This is a genomic window from Acidovorax sp. 62, from assembly GCF_002754495.1.
Classification (GTDB): domain Bacteria; phylum Pseudomonadota; class Gammaproteobacteria; order Burkholderiales; family Burkholderiaceae_C; genus Acidovorax.
Genome location: NZ_PEFJ01000001.1, coordinates 3767136 through 3782145 on the forward strand (window position 1 = coordinate 3767136; position 15010 = coordinate 3782145).

14 protein-coding genes are annotated in these 15010 nt (G+C 65.0%); 8 read left to right on the plus strand and 6 right to left on the minus strand.

Going from position 1 to position 15010, the window contains the following annotated elements:
* Positions 1-3: 3 nt before the first annotated feature.
* From CLU86_RS16905 to ubiD, 3 genes are all read left to right on the plus strand, one after another.
* The gene (locus CLU86_RS16905; RefSeq protein WP_233195064.1) at positions 4-477 is read left to right on the plus strand and encodes a putative zinc-binding protein; all 474 of its coding nucleotides are present in this window, start codon (positions 4-6) and stop codon (positions 475-477) included.
* The gene (locus CLU86_RS16910; protein ID WP_099742417.1) at positions 470-1111 is read left to right on the plus strand and encodes a UbiX family flavin prenyltransferase; all 642 of its coding nucleotides are present in this window, start codon (positions 470-472) and stop codon (positions 1109-1111) included. The genes CLU86_RS16905 and CLU86_RS16910 overlap by 8 nt, the downstream gene beginning before the upstream one ends.
* 179 nt (positions 1112-1290) lie before the next feature.
* The gene (ubiD, locus tag CLU86_RS16915; RefSeq protein ID WP_099742418.1) at positions 1291-2778 is read left to right on the plus strand and encodes a 4-hydroxy-3-polyprenylbenzoate decarboxylase; all 1488 of its coding nucleotides are present in this window, start codon (positions 1291-1293) and stop codon (positions 2776-2778) included.
* A 54-nt stretch (positions 2779-2832) separates the two neighbouring features.
* On the opposite strand, the gene CLU86_RS16920 is transcribed toward ubiD, so the two are convergent.
* The gene (locus tag CLU86_RS16920) at positions 2833-3171 is read right to left on the minus strand and encodes a hypothetical protein (RefSeq protein ID WP_143226728.1); all 339 of its coding nucleotides are present in this window, start codon (positions 3169-3171) and stop codon (positions 2833-2835) included.
* A gap of 271 nt (positions 3172-3442) precedes the next feature.
* Between CLU86_RS16920 and CLU86_RS16925 the strand changes: the two genes are divergently transcribed.
* The 4 genes from CLU86_RS16925 (at position 3443) to CLU86_RS23320 (ending at position 6802) form a co-directional block, all read left to right on the plus strand.
* Entirely contained in the window at positions 3443-3973 is a 531-nt protein-coding gene (locus CLU86_RS16925; RefSeq protein ID WP_099742420.1) for a GNAT family N-acetyltransferase, read from the plus strand.
* A 35-nt stretch (positions 3974-4008) separates the two neighbouring features.
* Positions 4009-4497: an NUDIX hydrolase gene (locus CLU86_RS16930; RefSeq protein WP_099743652.1), complete on the plus strand. Its 489-nt coding sequence runs from the start codon at positions 4009-4011 to the stop codon at positions 4495-4497.
* 165 nt (positions 4498-4662) lie between these two features.
* Positions 4663-4956, plus strand: a complete 294-nt coding sequence (locus tag CLU86_RS16935) for a hypothetical protein (RefSeq protein ID WP_099742421.1) — start codon at positions 4663-4665, stop codon at positions 4954-4956.
* Between the two features lie 181 nt (positions 4957-5137).
* Complete coding sequence (locus CLU86_RS23320; protein WP_158236342.1) at positions 5138-6802, plus strand: DUF692 family multinuclear iron-containing protein; 1665 nt, start codon at positions 5138-5140, stop codon at positions 6800-6802.
* 27 nt (positions 6803-6829) lie between these two features.
* On the opposite strand, the gene CLU86_RS16945 is transcribed toward CLU86_RS23320, so the two are convergent.
* The 5 genes from CLU86_RS16945 to CLU86_RS16965 form a co-directional block, all read right to left on the minus strand.
* Complete coding sequence (locus CLU86_RS16945; RefSeq protein ID WP_099742422.1) at positions 6830-7804, minus strand: tripartite tricarboxylate transporter substrate binding protein; 975 nt, start codon at positions 7802-7804, stop codon at positions 6830-6832.
* A 45-nt stretch (positions 7805-7849) separates the two neighbouring features.
* Positions 7850-9031 carry a tricarballylate utilization 4Fe-4S protein TcuB gene (gene tcuB / locus CLU86_RS16950; RefSeq protein ID WP_099742423.1) on the minus strand — a complete coding sequence of 394 codons (1182 nt, stop codon included), beginning with the start codon at positions 9029-9031 and terminating at the stop codon, positions 7850-7852.
* Positions 9018-10490, minus strand: coding sequence for an FAD-dependent tricarballylate dehydrogenase TcuA (gene tcuA / locus CLU86_RS16955; RefSeq protein ID WP_099743653.1), 1473 nt, complete (start codon positions 10488-10490; stop codon positions 9018-9020). Before tcuA ends, tcuB begins: the two co-directional genes overlap by 14 nt.
* 343 nt (positions 10491-10833) lie before the next feature.
* Complete coding sequence (locus CLU86_RS16960) at positions 10834-11766, minus strand: LysR substrate-binding domain-containing protein (protein ID WP_099742424.1); 933 nt, start codon at positions 11764-11766, stop codon at positions 10834-10836.
* A 157-nt stretch (positions 11767-11923) separates the two neighbouring features.
* Positions 11924-13531, minus strand: a complete 1608-nt coding sequence (locus tag CLU86_RS16965) for a methyl-accepting chemotaxis protein (RefSeq protein ID WP_369803827.1) — start codon at positions 13529-13531, stop codon at positions 11924-11926.
* A gap of 336 nt (positions 13532-13867) precedes the next feature.
* On the opposite strand from CLU86_RS16965, the gene mnmA reads away from it, so the two are divergent.
* Positions 13868-15001, plus strand: coding sequence for a tRNA 2-thiouridine(34) synthase MnmA (gene mnmA, locus CLU86_RS16970; protein WP_099742426.1), 1134 nt, complete (start codon positions 13868-13870; stop codon positions 14999-15001).
* Positions 15002-15010 lie beyond the last annotated feature (9 nt).

Below are 15010 nucleotides of genomic sequence, written 5' to 3' on the forward strand. Positions count from 1 at the left end.
CGTATGAACACCGAACCCGGCGACCTGCGCCCGCCCAATCCCCCCACCCACGCAAGCCCCCACGCCAATGCCCCCCTGCCGCTCGTGTATTCGTGCTCGGGCTGCTCCAGCGCCGCCCAGCTGGCCAACCACGTTGCCCTGCGGCTGGACCGCTGCGGTGCGGCCGAGATGTCGTGCATTGCGGGCGTGGGCGGCGATGTGCCCCACCTCATGAAAACCGTGCGCTCGGGCCGCCCCATCATTGCGCTCGATGGCTGCCCGCTGGTGTGCGTCAAAAGCACCCTGGCCCGCCACGGCATTGACCCCGCACGCCACTACCAGCTGCAGCAATACGGCGTCAAAAAGCGCACCCATGAAGACTTCGACCCCGCCCAGGCCGCCCTGGTGCTGGAGCGCGTGCTGGACGACCTGCACTACGAACCGCTGGCGGGCGCGCCCCACCACCCACAGCCCCGCCCAGAGACCGCCCATGGCTGATGCCGAAGCCGCCCCCTGCAGCACCTCGGTCCGCATCGTCGTCGGCATCTCTGGCGCCAGCGGTGCCACCTACGGCGTGCGGCTGCTGCAGGCCCTGCACGGCCAGCCGGGCATTGAAACGCATGCGGTGGTGTCTGACGCAGGCTGGCGCACGCTGCAGCACGAATGCGGTGTGGACGGCCCCGCTGCGCTGCAGGCCCTGGCCCCCGGCCACCAGCTGCACGACGTGCGCAACGTGGGCGCTACGTTGGCCAGCGGGTCCTTTCGCAGCCACGCCATGGTGGTGGCGCCCTGCTCCATGCGCACCCTGGCCGCCATTGCCCACGGCCTGAGCGACAACCTGCTCACCCGCGCGGCCGACGTGGTGCTCAAAGAGCGCCGCAAGCTGGTGCTGATGGTGCGCGAAACCCCGCTGCACCTGGTGCACCTGCGCAACATGCTCACCGTGACGGAGATGGGCGCCATCTGCTGCCCGCCCCTGCCCGCCTTCTACCAGTACCCGCGCAGCGTGCAAGACATCGTGGACGCCAGCGTGGCCCGGGTGCTCGACCTCATCGACGTGCCCCACACCCTGGCCACGCGCTGGGCCGGGCTGCCTGTTCAGCCTAACGAGACAGCCATGGCATCGCCGTGAACGCTCAACAAACCGTTCACGCTGAGCCTGTCGAAGCGCCGCAGGGACATTGCGCCCTGGCTTCGACAGGCTCAGCCCGAACGGGTGGGGAAGATTCACCACCGCGCGTCAATCACTATCAATTTCATAGCTTCCAGCGCTTATATATCCAGCGCTAGAGGCCTTTTTTACTCAAAACCATGGCCTACCAAGACCTGCGCGACTTCATGGCCCAGCTCGAAGCCACGGGCGAGCTGCGCCGCGTGGCGGAGCCCGTGTCGCCCCACCTGGAGATGACCGCGCTGAGCGACCGCGTGCTGCGCGCGGGCGGCCCGGCGCTGCTGTTCACCCAGCCCACAGGCCACCGCATGCCCGTGCTGACCAACCTGTTTGGCACACCCGCGCGCGTGGCCCGCGCCATGGGCGTGCCCGACCTGCGCGGCGTGCGCGCCCTGGGCACCTTGCTCGCCACCCTCAAAGAACCCGAGGCGCCCAAAGGCTTCAAAGACATGCTGGGCATGGGCCAGCTGCTCAAGACCCTGTGGAACATGGCACCGCACACCGTGGGCCGCAACGCCCCTTGCCAGCAAGAGGTGTGGGAAGGGCCCGATGTAGACCTGGCCCGCCTGCCCGTGCAGCACTGCTGGCCCGACGATGTGGCCCCGCTCATCACCTGGGGGCTGACCATCACGCGCGGCCCGCGCAAGGCCCGGCAAAACTTGGGCATCTACCGCCAGCAGGTGCTCTCGCGCAACCAGGTCATCGTGCGCTGGCTGGCCCACCGGGGCGGCGCGCTCGACTTTGCCGACCACTGCGCCCAGCACCCCGGCCAGCCCTACCCCGTGGCCGTAGCGCTGGGGGCCGACCCGGCCACACTGCTGGGCGCCGTGACGCCCGTGCCCGATGGGTTGAGCGAATACCAGTTCGCTGGCCTGCTGCGCGGTGCGCGCACCGAAGTGACTGCTGCTTTAGGCGTGCCGCTGCAAGTGCCCGCCACCGCCGAGATCGTGCTCGAAGGCCACATCCGGCCCGACGCCAACCATGCGAGCGGCTGGCAGCACGCGCTGGAAGGGCCGTATGGCGACCACACCGGCTACTACAACGAATGCGCCGAGTTCCCCGTGCTCACGGTGGACCGCATCACGCTGCGCCGGGACGCGATCTACCACAGCACCTACACCGGCAAGCCGCCCGACGAGCCCGCCGTGCTGGGCCTAGCGATGAACGAGCTGTTCATCCCGCTGCTGCAAAAGCAGTTCCCCGAGATCGTGGACTTCTACCTGCCTCCCGAAGGCTGCAGTTACCGCATGGCCGTGGTCAGCATCCGCAAGGCCTACGCAGGCCACGCACGGCGCGTGATGATGGGCGTGTGGAGCCACCTGCGCCAGTTCATGTACACCAAGTTCATCGTGGTGGTGGATGCGGATGTGGACGTGCGCGATTGGAAGGAAGTGATCTGGGCCATCACCACCCGCATGGACCCTGCCCGCGACACGCTGATGGTGGAGCACACGCCCATCGACTACCTGGACTTCGCCTCACCCGTGAGCGGCCTGGGCAGCAAGATGGGCATGGACGCCACCAACAAATGGCCCGGCGAGACGCAGCGCGAGTGGGGCCGGCCCATGCACATGACGCCTGAAGCCAGCGCGCGGGCTGAGGCGCTGATGCGGGGGCTGGGGTTGTAGGAGTGTTACTTGGAGGAGGGAGCGTTTTGAGCCCACGGCCGCTGCGTTTTTCCTCTATGTCGCGAGAGCCGCAATTCGCAGAATAACAACCACCAAAAATGCGATGGCAAGCCCGTAATACACAGCCTTACCTTTCCAGCCCGGATATTGCGCCTTGTATTTCTCCAATTCATCACCCAAATTTGCAGACCGGCCTTGCACTGGATGGCGCAAGAAAAACATGCCTATCAATGGGAAAGCAGCTAGCACAGCGGAAAAAGCCAGCAATCCCAATCCTGCTGAAAAATTGCCGATGCACAGGGCCAAGACACCAGCGATCGCAAAAGGGCCAATGGTCAGAGCAAGGAAAATCCTTGAAATGCGGCTGAGTGAGCGCTTGGGTATTGGCTCCATGTTTGGCATATGGGTTGGTTAGATGGTTTTAGATCTACAAAAATGCCCGCTTATGGCCGAATTCTGCCTCATGGAAAACAGTATCGAAGCACTCTAGGATGAGTCCATGTGGGCAGGTGCTGGGCGTCCAAAGCAAGATGACTCAATGCGATAGCGGCGATGGAAACGCCTTGGCAACGGGCCATTTCCTCATATCCTCTTGGACCCGCACAATCCCGGTGGATCGCGACCACTGTGGTGTTTGCCTTCTCCACTCCCTTCTCTCACCTCCATGCCTGCGCTTGAAGTCCGCCCCCTGCAAATCCACGATCTGCCCGCACTGATGGCGGTGCAACGCGCCGCCTATGGCGATGGGTTCATGGAAAGCACCGAGGTCTTTGCCCGCCGCCTGGCCAGCCCAGTGAACTGCTCGCTGGCCCTGCTGCTGGACGGCGCGCTGTGCGCCTACTTGGCCGCCTACCACTCGGTGCAGGGCAAGGTGACGCCGCTGCACGGCGACTTTGAGCCGCCCGCAGGCACCGCGCCCGACACGCTGTACCTGCACGACATGGCCGTGCTGCCCGGCATGGCAGGCCAGGGGCTGGCGCAGCGGCTGCTGCAGCCCCTGTGGGAGCAGGCCACGGCGCAAGACCTGCGTCACAGCGCGCTGGTGTCGGTGCAAGGCTCGCAAAGGTATTGGGAGCGGCATGGCTATGCGGTGCAACCGCTGGCCCAGCCGCTGCAGCAGCAAAGGCTGGCCAGCTATGGCGACGGCGCGGTGTACATGACCCGCAGCCTCGGCCCTGCCAGCTCAGCTCCGTAAGAACACCGCAACACCCTGTGGTCATAATGGGCCACATGCCAAACCGCTGGAAACCCAACGTCACCGTGGCCGCCCTCATCGAGCGTGATGGGCGCTTTTTGCTGGTGGAAGAAGAGACCACAGACGGTCTCAAACTCAACAACCCCGCAGGCCACCTGGACCCTGGCGAATCGCCCGAACAGGCCTGCGCCCGCGAGGTGCTGGAGGAAACTGCGCACGACTTTGTGCCCACCGCCCTCATTGGCGTGTACCTCAACCGCTTCACCAAAACCCGCACGGGCGACGACCTGACCTACATGCGCTTTGCCTTTGCCGGCACGCTGGGCACACACCACGGCTGGCGCTCGCTGGACGCAGGCATCGTCCGCACCCTGTGGATGACCCCCGACGAAATCCGCGCCTGCCCAGAACGCCACCGCAGCCCGCTGCTGTTGGCGTGCCTGGAAGACTACCTGGCAGGCCAGCGCCACCCGCTCACACTGGTGCACACCGACCCGTCTGTGACCGCACCTGGCGCAAAGTAAGACTGCGCACTGAGCGTGGTACATGGCCCCAATGCTCAGGCGAGAAATATTAATTGCAGCGTGTGTAACCCGCAGCACGCGGGATGCGTATTACTGACCAGACCAGCACGAACCCTTGTGGTTACAGCGGTCTGTTCATCCATCCCCACTGCTACGGAGCTTCACATGACCTCTACCCAAGCCAAAGCCACTGCCTCTTTCGCCCTCACAGCCGCTTTGCTGGCACTGGCATCCACCAGCTTTGCCGCCGATATGCCCAAGGGCTCCAAGGGTGCGGCCATTGGTGCCAACGACACAGTGCACTGCTACAACGTGCACGACTGCAAGGGCAACAGCGACTGCTCCACGGCCGAACACAGCTGCAAGGGCCAGAACGCCTGCAAAGGCCACGGGTTCAAGGCCAAGACAGCGGCCCAATGCCTGATGGAAAAAGGCACGATTGGCGATATCAAGGGTTGAGATGAAGCGCCCCCTGAGGCGCTTCGCGCCTTCCCCCTCTCTCGCTTCGCGAGAGGGGGACACCGCCAGCGCGGCGGGGTGGTGCGGCCGACTTAGACCCTTGCCCGGCGGTGCTGGCATCAGGGCACGCCAGTCTCGACGATCAGTCCCAGTGCCCGCACTTTGACACCTTGACTTCGCCATGGCACATACCCCCATCGCCACGCGCGGCACCGGCTTTGGCCTGGGGCTGCGCACGCAGCACTACGCCGATTTTCTGGCCCGCCAGCAGCCACTGGACTGGCTGGAAATCATCACCGACAACTACCTCATTGAAGGCGGCAAGCCACTGGCCGTGCTTGACGCCATCCGGCGCGACTACCCGATGGCCATGCACGGCGTGGCCATGTCCATTGGTGCCTCGCACGGCGTGGACGTGCCGTATCTACAGCGCGTCAAAGCGCTGGCCGACCGCATCGAGCCGCTGTGGGTATCTGACCACCTGTGCTGGACGGGCCCCGGCCCGGAGCAGCTGCACGACCTGTACCCGCTGCCCTACACCGACGAGTCTGCCCGGCATGTGATCGCACAGATCCGCCATGCGCAGGACGTGCTGGGCCGCAGGTTGGTGCTGGAAAACGTGTCGAGCTACGTCCGCTACCGGCACGACAGTGCGAGCGAATGGCAGTTTTTGGCCCACATTGCACAAGAGGCCGACTGCCTGCTGCTGGTGGATGTGAACAACATCTACGTGAGCAGCGTGAACCATGGCTTTGACCCGCTGACGTACCTGCACGCCCTGCCCGCGCACCGCGTGCAGCAGATTCATCTGGCCGGGCACAGCGACAACGGCGACCACATCATCGACACGCACGATCACCCGGTGGCGCAGCCGGTGTGGGACTTGTACGCCCACGCCTGCCAGCGCTTTGGCGCCGTGGCCGCGATGATCGAGCGCGACGACCACATCCCGCCGCTGGCTGACCTGCTCGATGAAATGGCCATGGCACGCCGCATTGCCGCCGAGCACGTAGCGTCTTGCGAAGCAGTCGAGCCTTGCACCCTGGGCAGCATTGCGCCCGCACCGATACCCACGCCAGAACCGTTGGCCCTGGCTGCCGTGCAGCGCCACTTTGCCGACCGGGTGCTAGCGCCCACGCTGCCCCCTGAAACACCCACCGACTCCATCACCGGGCGCCTGCACATCTACCACCACGCCTACCGCGCCCGGCTGGCCGAGGTGCTGGCCGACACGTATGCCAAGACCTGTCTCTACATGGGCTGCGATACCTTCGACGCCCATGCGCGTGACTATGCGGTGGCCCACCCGCCGCGCACGCGCAGCCTGAACCGCTACGGAGAAGGCCTCGTACAAGCGCTGCGCAGCGCCTACCCCGACAACCCCGAGCTGCACGAGCTGGCCCAACTGGACTGGGACCTGCGTACGCGGTTTGACGGTGCCGATGTGCTGGTGCTCGGGTCGGAAAGTGCGCAGGCGGCCTGCGACTGGACTACCCAGGCCGACGTGCTGCACCCCAGCGCCTTGCTGCGCAACGTAACGACCAACGTGGTGAGCCTATGGAACGCCATCCACACCAACGATGAAGTGCCCGAGTCCGCCCCCCTGCCCGCCCCCACTGCACTGCTGGTCTGGCGCAAGGGGCACCAACCGCACTTTCAGACACTAGAGGACGCACAGGCCACCTGGCTAGGCCACCTGCGCGCGGGGGCATCCGTACAAGACGCTTGCGCCGCGTTGCTCGAAGCGGGGTACTGGAGCGGGGACGCCAGTGTCCTCAGCCCATGGCTGGCGCAGTTGCTGAACGACGGCTTGGTGCGTCAGCATGGCCCCCTTGGCGGCACCTAGGCCCTGCACCGCGTCCAACGCTGCAAATCACTCTGCGGTGAGTTTGCGTTCCTTGATGGTGGCCGCCCACTGGGCCGACTCTTTCTTCATGAACGCCATCAGCTCAGCCCGCGTGGTGGGCTGGGGCGTAAGGCCGTGCTTGTTCAACGCCTCTTTCACGCCCGGGTCGTTCAGCACCTTCACGATTTCGCGGTTCCACTGCTCCAGCAGCGGCGCGGGGGTTTTGCCCGGCGCCACAAAGGCGTACCAGTTGAGTGCTTCAAAGCCGGGGTAACCGGCTTCGGCCACCGTGGGGATGTTGGGCATGTACGAAGGCCGTGTGAGCCCCGTGGTCGCCAGCGGAATCAGCTTGCCCGCCTCGATATGCGGCAGCGCCGTGGGGGGTGCGGCAAAGTACGAGGTGATGCGCTCGCCCAGCAAGTCTTGCAGCGCCGGAGCTCCACCCTTGTAGGGCACGTGGGTCATGTCGATGCCTGCGCGCTGGTTGAACAACTCGCCGGCCAGATGCGATGCAGAGCCTGCCCCGGTAGAGGCAAAGTCCACGCTGCCGGGCTTCTTTTTAGAAAGCTGCACAAACTCGGCCAGCGTCTTCACGCCCGCGCCCTTGTGCACCACCAGCACGTTGGGAAAGTTCACCCCGCCTGAGATCGGGGCCAGGTCTTTGAAGGGGTCATAGGTCAACTTCATCAGGTGCGGCGCAATGGTGAGCGGCCCCACCGAGCCGAACAACAACACGCTGCCGTCAGGCGCCGCATTGGCCACAAACTGGTGGGCGATGTTGCCGCCCGCGCCGCCCTTGTTGTCCACCACCACCGACTGGCCGATGTTCTCGCCCAGTTTCTTGGCAATCAGGCGCGCCGCCGCATCGGCCGCGCCGCCCGCCGCAAAGCCCACGACCAGCGTGACGGGCTTTTTGGGCGGAAAGTCTTGCGCCGCAGCTCCAAAGGTCAAGGGAACGGTGGCCAGCGCCAGGGCGCAGTGCAGCCGGGTGCGTTTGTTCATCGGGGTCTCCTTCATCGTGGATGGTTTTTTGATGGGGTCGAGGGCTCAGTCGGCGCCCAGGCCAATGGGGTTGGGCTGGCGCTTTTCCACCGCGTGGCGCAGCAGCGATGCGGTGCGGAAAATGCCGTGGGCAAACTTGCCGTAGGGCAGCGTGGCAAACAGCGCCATCACCGCACCCAGGTGCAGGCACAGCAGCAGGGGCAAGGCCGCGCTGCCGCGTGCCGCCCACAGGGCCAGGCCGCTGGTGGCGGTGAGGAACAGCAGCGCAATGAAGGCACGGTCCATGGGCTTTTGTGCCGCATCGCCATGCTGGGGGTGGCGGCGCAAGTTCAGCCGCCACAGTCCTGCGGTGCCAATCGCCAGGCTGATGCCGCCCACGCCGCCCAGCAGCTTCGGAAAACTGGGCAGGTCATACGGCGCAGGCACGCCCAGCAGGTAGTGGTACAGCGTGGCCACGCTGGTGGCCGCAAAGCACAGCATGAAGCCGTAGAACGTGAGGTGGTGCATGCGCCTGCGCGAGAGGGTGTAGGCATCGTCCTCGTTGTGGCAACCGTCGCCGTGGCCGCCGTCCAGGTATTTGAGGCGCAGTACCGCACCAGTGGCCTCGGCCGTGGCGGGCGTGCTCAGCGGCGCGCCGCTGGTGGCGGGCGTCACGTCGCGCCAGAAGCGGCGCACGCCCAGGCCCAAGGCCAGCACAGCGAACAGGAACACGGGCGCAAACAGGCCCACCAGCAGGTTGTGGGGGAAGATGCCGTAGAAGCCACCCGCTGGCGATTGCCACAGCGCGCTGACGCCCTGGCCATGCAGCCCCACCGCCAGCAGCAAGAACAGCGTGAGCCCCGCCACCAAGGCTAGCACCAGGGTCAAGCCATTGCGCTGGTAGAGCTGGCCCAGCGCGGGGGGCCAGGCGTAGTCGGCATAGGTCTGCCCACGCACCTGGGCCATGGCCTGGGGCACGTTCACCGCAAACTCGTGTGGCGGCGCGTACTGGCAGGCGTGCAGGCAGGCGCCGCAGTTGTGGCACAGGTTGGCGATGAAGTGGATGTCGGCCTTGCCAAACTCCAGCCGCCGCGTCATGGCGGGGAAGACGGCGCAAAAGCCTTCGCAATAGCGGCAGGCGTTGCAGATCTGGAGCTGGCGGGCCACTTCGGTTTCGGGCGCAGACAGCACGATGTCGCCATTGGCCAGCGCCTTGGCGTCGCGGGTCAGGGCTTCAAGCGTTTGCATGATTTGCTCCTGTATTTGTAGCTGCTTGCGCTTGATGGACAAGCGCTGGAGGCTGTTTTGAGTTCAAAGCTGCACGGGCCGCCTGCGTACCGGCAATGCGGCCAAACGCGGTGCCAATGCTCATGCCCACCCCGGCGGTGTAGCCCTTGCCCAGCACGTTGCCCGCCATCATTTCGCCCGCCACAAACAGGTTGGGGCTGGGCTGGTCGTTGAAGCGCACGGCGGCGGTGTCGTCGGTGTGCAGGCCGAGGTACGTGAAGGTGACGCCGGGCTTGAGCGCGTAGCCGTAGAACGGGCCGGTATCGATGGGGCGGGCCCAGTGGGTTTTGGCAGGCGCCACGCCTTCGGTGTGGCAATCGTCCAGCGCGGTGTGATCAAAGGTGCCCACGCGGCAGGCGGTGTTGTAGTCGTTCAGCGTGCGCATGAAGGTCTCCACAGGCAGGCCCAGCTTTTGCGCCAGCTCGGGCAGCGTGTCGGCTTTGACGCCCGGAAACACAGGCGGCATGAAGCGGCCGATGGCCTTGCTGTCGATGATCGAATAACCAATCTGCCCCGGCTGCTGCGCCACCAGGCGGCCCCAGATGGCGTAGCGCTTGGGCCAGAAGTCTTCGCCCTCGTCGTAAAAGCGCGCGCCCTCGCGGTTGACCACCACGCCCAGCGACACGCAGTCGATGCGCGTGCAGATACCGCCGTCGTACAGCGGGGCGCGCGCATCAATGGCCACCATGTGCGCCTGTGTGGGGTCGCCAATGCGGTCGGCGCCGTGGTCGTCGAGCAGGTGCTTGAGCAACACGCCCTTGTTGTAGGCCGTGCCGCGAATCAAGAAGTTGTCGGCAGGCCACTCGCCGCGCTCGTTCTGGCCCCAGGCTTCGCGCAGCCATTCGCGGTTGGATTCAAACCCGCCTGCGGCCAGCACGCAGGCCTTGGCCGTGATGCGCTCACGCTGGCCGTTGACGGTGCAATGCGCGGCCACAAAGCGGCCGTTGTCGATTTCGATGCGGTCCACCGGCGATCCGTAGCGAATCTGCACGCCCAGCTTTTCTGCGCTGCGGTAGTACGCATTGACCAGCGCCTTGCCCCCGCCCATGAAGAACGCATTGGTGCGCGCCACGTGCAGCGCGCCCGACAGCGGCGGCTGAAAGTGCACACCGTGGCTGCGCATCCAGTCGCGGCAGGTGCTCGATTCACGAATCACCAGGCGCGCCAGGTGTTCGTTGGTCAGCCCGCCCGTCACCTTGAGCAGGTCTTGCCAAAACTCTTCTTCGGGGTAGGCATCGACCAGCACGTCTTGCGGCGCATCGTGCATGCAGCGCAGGTTGCGCGTGTGGCCCGAGTTGCCACCGCGCCACTCGCGCGGGGCCGACTCAAGCAGCAGCACGCTGGCCCCGGCCTCGCGGGCCATCAGCGCAGCGCACAGGGCGGCGTTGCCGCCGCCAATCACCAAAACATCGGGGTGCATTTGCAGTTCTTCTTTGCATTCATGGGTGGCCTGAATGTAGGAAGAACCCCGCTGCTTGTGCAGGGGCTGCACAGGCATGGCCCCATCACGGATCGTGATGGGTTGGGTGATGGCTCCGGTGCTTCTTGCCATGCTCCCACCGTTCGGGCTGAGCCTGTCGAAGCCTTGCGCCGCGCTTCGACGGGCTCAGCGTGAACGGTGTGGAAAAGCTCGGCGGGACCGTTGTGTAGGTCAGGTTAGCGCAGCGTAACCCGACGCCAAAGCGGCGTGCCCTTTGGGCGTCGGGTTACACCCTGCGGGCTCACCCGACCTACGAGGGATGGGGGGCTTGTCAGAACTGGCGTCAGACAAGCCTTGCGCCAATCCACCGACCCGACTGCACCAGCTCACGCACGCAGTCGCCCAGCACCACGCGCGCGGCCAGCGCGGCGGGCGAGAGCTCATCGTCCGACAAGCTGCACAGCGCCGCAGGCCGAAAGGCGGGGCCATCTGCAATCTCGGCCAGTACAAAGCGCTCTGCCGTATCGGCATAACGGCCCACCGCCGCCCAGGGCTGGATGGTGCTGCCCAGGCCCATGTCCACCGCGTCCATCAACAGCGCCAGCGAGTCAATCTCCATGGCCATGCGCGGCACCACGCGCGCCTGGGCAAAGGCCGCATCCAGTCGGCTGCGCAGGCCGTGAGGTCCGGTGGGCAAGATCAAGGGTTCATCGGCCAGCTGCGCCAGCGCCACCTTGCGCCGCAGCGCTGGTTTGCGCACGCCGCGCTGGGCCGAGCGGATGAGGAACAACCGCTCCTCCAGCAGTGGCAGCACGCTCCAGCGGCGCGCGGGCTGAGTGTCGAACAGCACAGCCAAGTCCAGCTGGCGCGCATTGAGCATGTTGGAGAGGTGGCCCGACAAACTGCCCACCATGTGCAGCCGCACATCGGGGTAGCGCTCGTGCATGGCGCGCATCAGCGGCACACCCAGCACCGAGGCCGTGGTGGGCGACAGGCCCACGCTCACACTGCCCGTCAGCCGCGCCTGCGCCGCCGCCCGCGCCGCCTGGTCGGCATGGCGCAGGGCCAGTTGCGCCTCGCGAAAAAACGCCAGCCCGGCTTCGGTCGGCACGGCGCCTTTGGAGGTGCGCTGCAGCAGCCGGGTGCTCAGCTCACCCTCCAGCCGGCTGATCTGCTGGCTCAGCGCCGACTGCACCATGTCCAGATCGGCCGCCGCCCGGCCCATGGAGCCGAGTTCGACAATGCGGACAAAATAGCGGAGTTGGCGGAGTTCCATGGGGGGATGGTGGCACAGTTGTGGATCTGTCTTTCAGTCCCCGGGCAAGAACTTTTGCTCAGCGTCCCGCAGGCAATGGGCTGCTGTGCTGCTGTGCTGATAGGCCAAGTCGGCAGCAACGACACCCTGCGGCTAGAGGCTTACGCCGCTCAGTGCGTCAAGCGTGCAAGGCTTGCTGAGCAGGTTGGGTGTGGGACAGTCTGGCGGCTCCCGCATGGACTCCATCCTCGAACTGGAAGGCAGCCACCGCACGCGAGAGCCGCTGCGCCTGTTCGTTGAGACTGCCCGCCGCTGCAGCCGACTGCTCCACCAGCGCTGAGTTCTGCTGGGTCATCTGGTCCAGCTGGTTAATGGCAACGTTGATCTGGGCAATACCCTGACTCTGTTCACGGGTAGCAACGCTGATTTCGCTAACGATATCCCGCACTTTCTGGATGCTGTCGACAATTTGCCCCACAGTAGCTCCGGCTTCCTTGACTTGTGTTGAGCCTGTTCCAACCTCGCCCACGCTGTCGTCGATCAGCGTCTTGATCTCCTTGGCTGCAGCGGCAGAGCGCTGCGCCAGCGCCCGCACTTCGCTGGCCACTACCGCAAAGCCCCTGCCTTGCTCACCCGCACGGGCCGCTTCCACCGCAGCATTCAGGGCCAGGATGTTGGTCTGGAAAGCGATGCTGTCGATCACGCCAATGATGTCGGCAATGCGACCAGACGAGGTGTGGATACGGTCCATGGTCTGTACGACCGTGCCCATGAGCTGGCCTCCGCGCTGAGCCACATCCACTGCAGTCAACGCAAGCTGGCTAGCCTGTGAAGCCGCTTCAGCGCTTTGCCGAACGGTGCTGGTCAGCTCCTCCATGGCACTGGCAGTTTCTTCCAGGCTGCCGGCAGTGCTCTCGGTGCGGGCGCTCAGGTCCATGTTGCCCGCTGCAATTTCCTGGCTGGCCGTGTGTACGCCATCCACAACGCCACGGACCTCCAGCAGCGTATTGCGCAATGCGGCACGCATGCGGTCCAGCGCCTGCAAAAGAGCGCCGGTTTCGTCCCTGCTGTAGGCGGGCTGGGGCTGCCCCCGCAGGTCCATCGATCCAATTTCTACGGCGATCGCATGTGACTGGCGCACGGGACCAACGATGCTGCGTGACAGCAACCACGCAAGCACAACGCCCAGGACCAGCCCGACGCCAGAGCTGACCGACAGGAGCCACAGCGTGCGCGAGCGCAGCGCCAGCACCTGCGTGCCCCGTGCATCCAACTGTTGGCGCTGCATGCTCACCACCTTTTGCACAGCCTCTTGGTAGGCGCGCGCGGCGGGATCGAACTTCTCGTCAAAAAGCCGGCCCGCTGCTGCCTCATCGCCCACATCCTTGAGTTTGGTGACTTCGTCACGCACAGTCTGGTATGCCTTGCGGCGGGCGTTGACTTCTTCCAAGGCAGCGCGGTCACCTGACGAATTCAACTGCTCGTCGATCTGCTTTTGAAACTCTCCGGTCACGCGCACACTTTGAGCATTGGCCTCCGCAAAGTAGGCCTTGAGGGCAGGGTCCTGGCTTTTGGAGATGGCTGCGCGCCGTTGCACAGCGGCGTTCAGATTCATGCTCCAGTCAACGGCCAAGCGTTCTGTACGGGTGTTGCGCTCCAGCATCACTTCCACCTCCTGGCCGAGCTGCTGCAGCATGACCATGGCTAAGCCACTGGTAATGACTAACAAAGCCAGGATGGCACCTAAGACCAGTGCCAGCCGTTTTCCAATAGACAGGTTTTTCATCAACATCTTCTCCGGCCCTGGGCGGGTTCTGCATATCCAAAGGGGGTATACCAACGCTAAAACCATGCAATCCGCTAGCGACCGCACGGCGCGACCAATGTACAGGGTTACGTTTACAGATACCAAATTCAGAACCAACACGGCAGCCCTGCGGCGACGCCCGTGGCGGTGGCCGTGGTCGCTGCGCCCTAGAAGCGATGACGCCTTTAGAACGTGTTTGCGCTTTTGTCGGAAGGCGCGTTGGTGGGCACACAATGAGTCCGTCGTCATACATCCGCACGGTCTTTGCGGACAGGAAGGGCGACAAGGCCGCTCCAAAAATACAATCGTGACCCTATGGGTAATCAACATCAGCGCGTAGTGGTCGGTCTCAGTGGTGGCGTGGACTCCGCCGTCACGGCCTATCTGCTCAAACAACAGGGCCACGAAGTGGTCGGCATCTTCATGAAGAACTGGGAAGATGACGACGACAGTGAGTACTGCTCGTCCAACATCGACTTTGTGGACGCCGCCGCCGTGGCCGATGTGATTGGTATCGAGATCGAGCATGTGAACTTCGCGGCCGACTACAAGGACCGGGTGTTTGCCGAGTTTCTGCGCGAATACCAGGCCGGGCGCACGCCCAACCCGGATGTGCTGTGCAATGCCGAGATCAAGTTCAAGGCCTTTTTGGACCACGCCATGCGGCTGGGGGCCGAGAAGATTGCCACGGGCCACTATGCCCGCGTGCGCCACAACCCGGCCACGGGCCTGCACGAGCTGCTCAAGGGCCTAGACCCGAGCAAAGACCAGAGCTACTTTTTGCACCGCCTGAACCAGGCCCAGCTGTCCAAGACGCTGTTCCCGGTGGGCGAGCTGCACAAGACCGAGGTGCGCCGCATTGCCGAAGAGATTGGCCTGCCCAATGCCAAGAAGAAGGATTCGACCGGCATCTGCTTCATTGGCGAGCGGCCGTTTCGCGAGTTTTTGAACCGCTACATCAGCCACGCGCCCGGCCCCATCCTGGACGACCGGGGGCGCAAGCTGGGCCAGCACGTGGGCCTGTCCTTCTACACGCTGGGCCAGCGCCAGGGCCTGGGCATTGGCGGTATCAAGGAGAAGGGTGCCCAGCGTGGCGGCGGGGCGCACGAGCCCTGGTTTGTGGCCCGCAAAGACCTGGAGAAGAACACGCTGCGCGTGGTGCAGGGGCATGACCACCCCTGGCTGCTGTCGCACCGGCTGGTGGCGCAAGACGTGAGCTGGTGCGCAGGCCACGCGCCCACGCCCGGCGCCTATGCCGCCAAAACGCGCTACCGCCAGCAGGATGCGGCCTGCACGCTGACCGCCGCCCCCGAGGGCTTTGCCCTGGACTTTGCCGATGCGCAATGGGCCGTGACGCCGGGCCAGAGTGCGGTGCTGTATGACGGGGAGGTGTGTTTGGGGGGTGGGGTGATCAATGCAGTGGAGGGGCTGGGCGAGGCCGTCCGCTGAGGGGGTTGC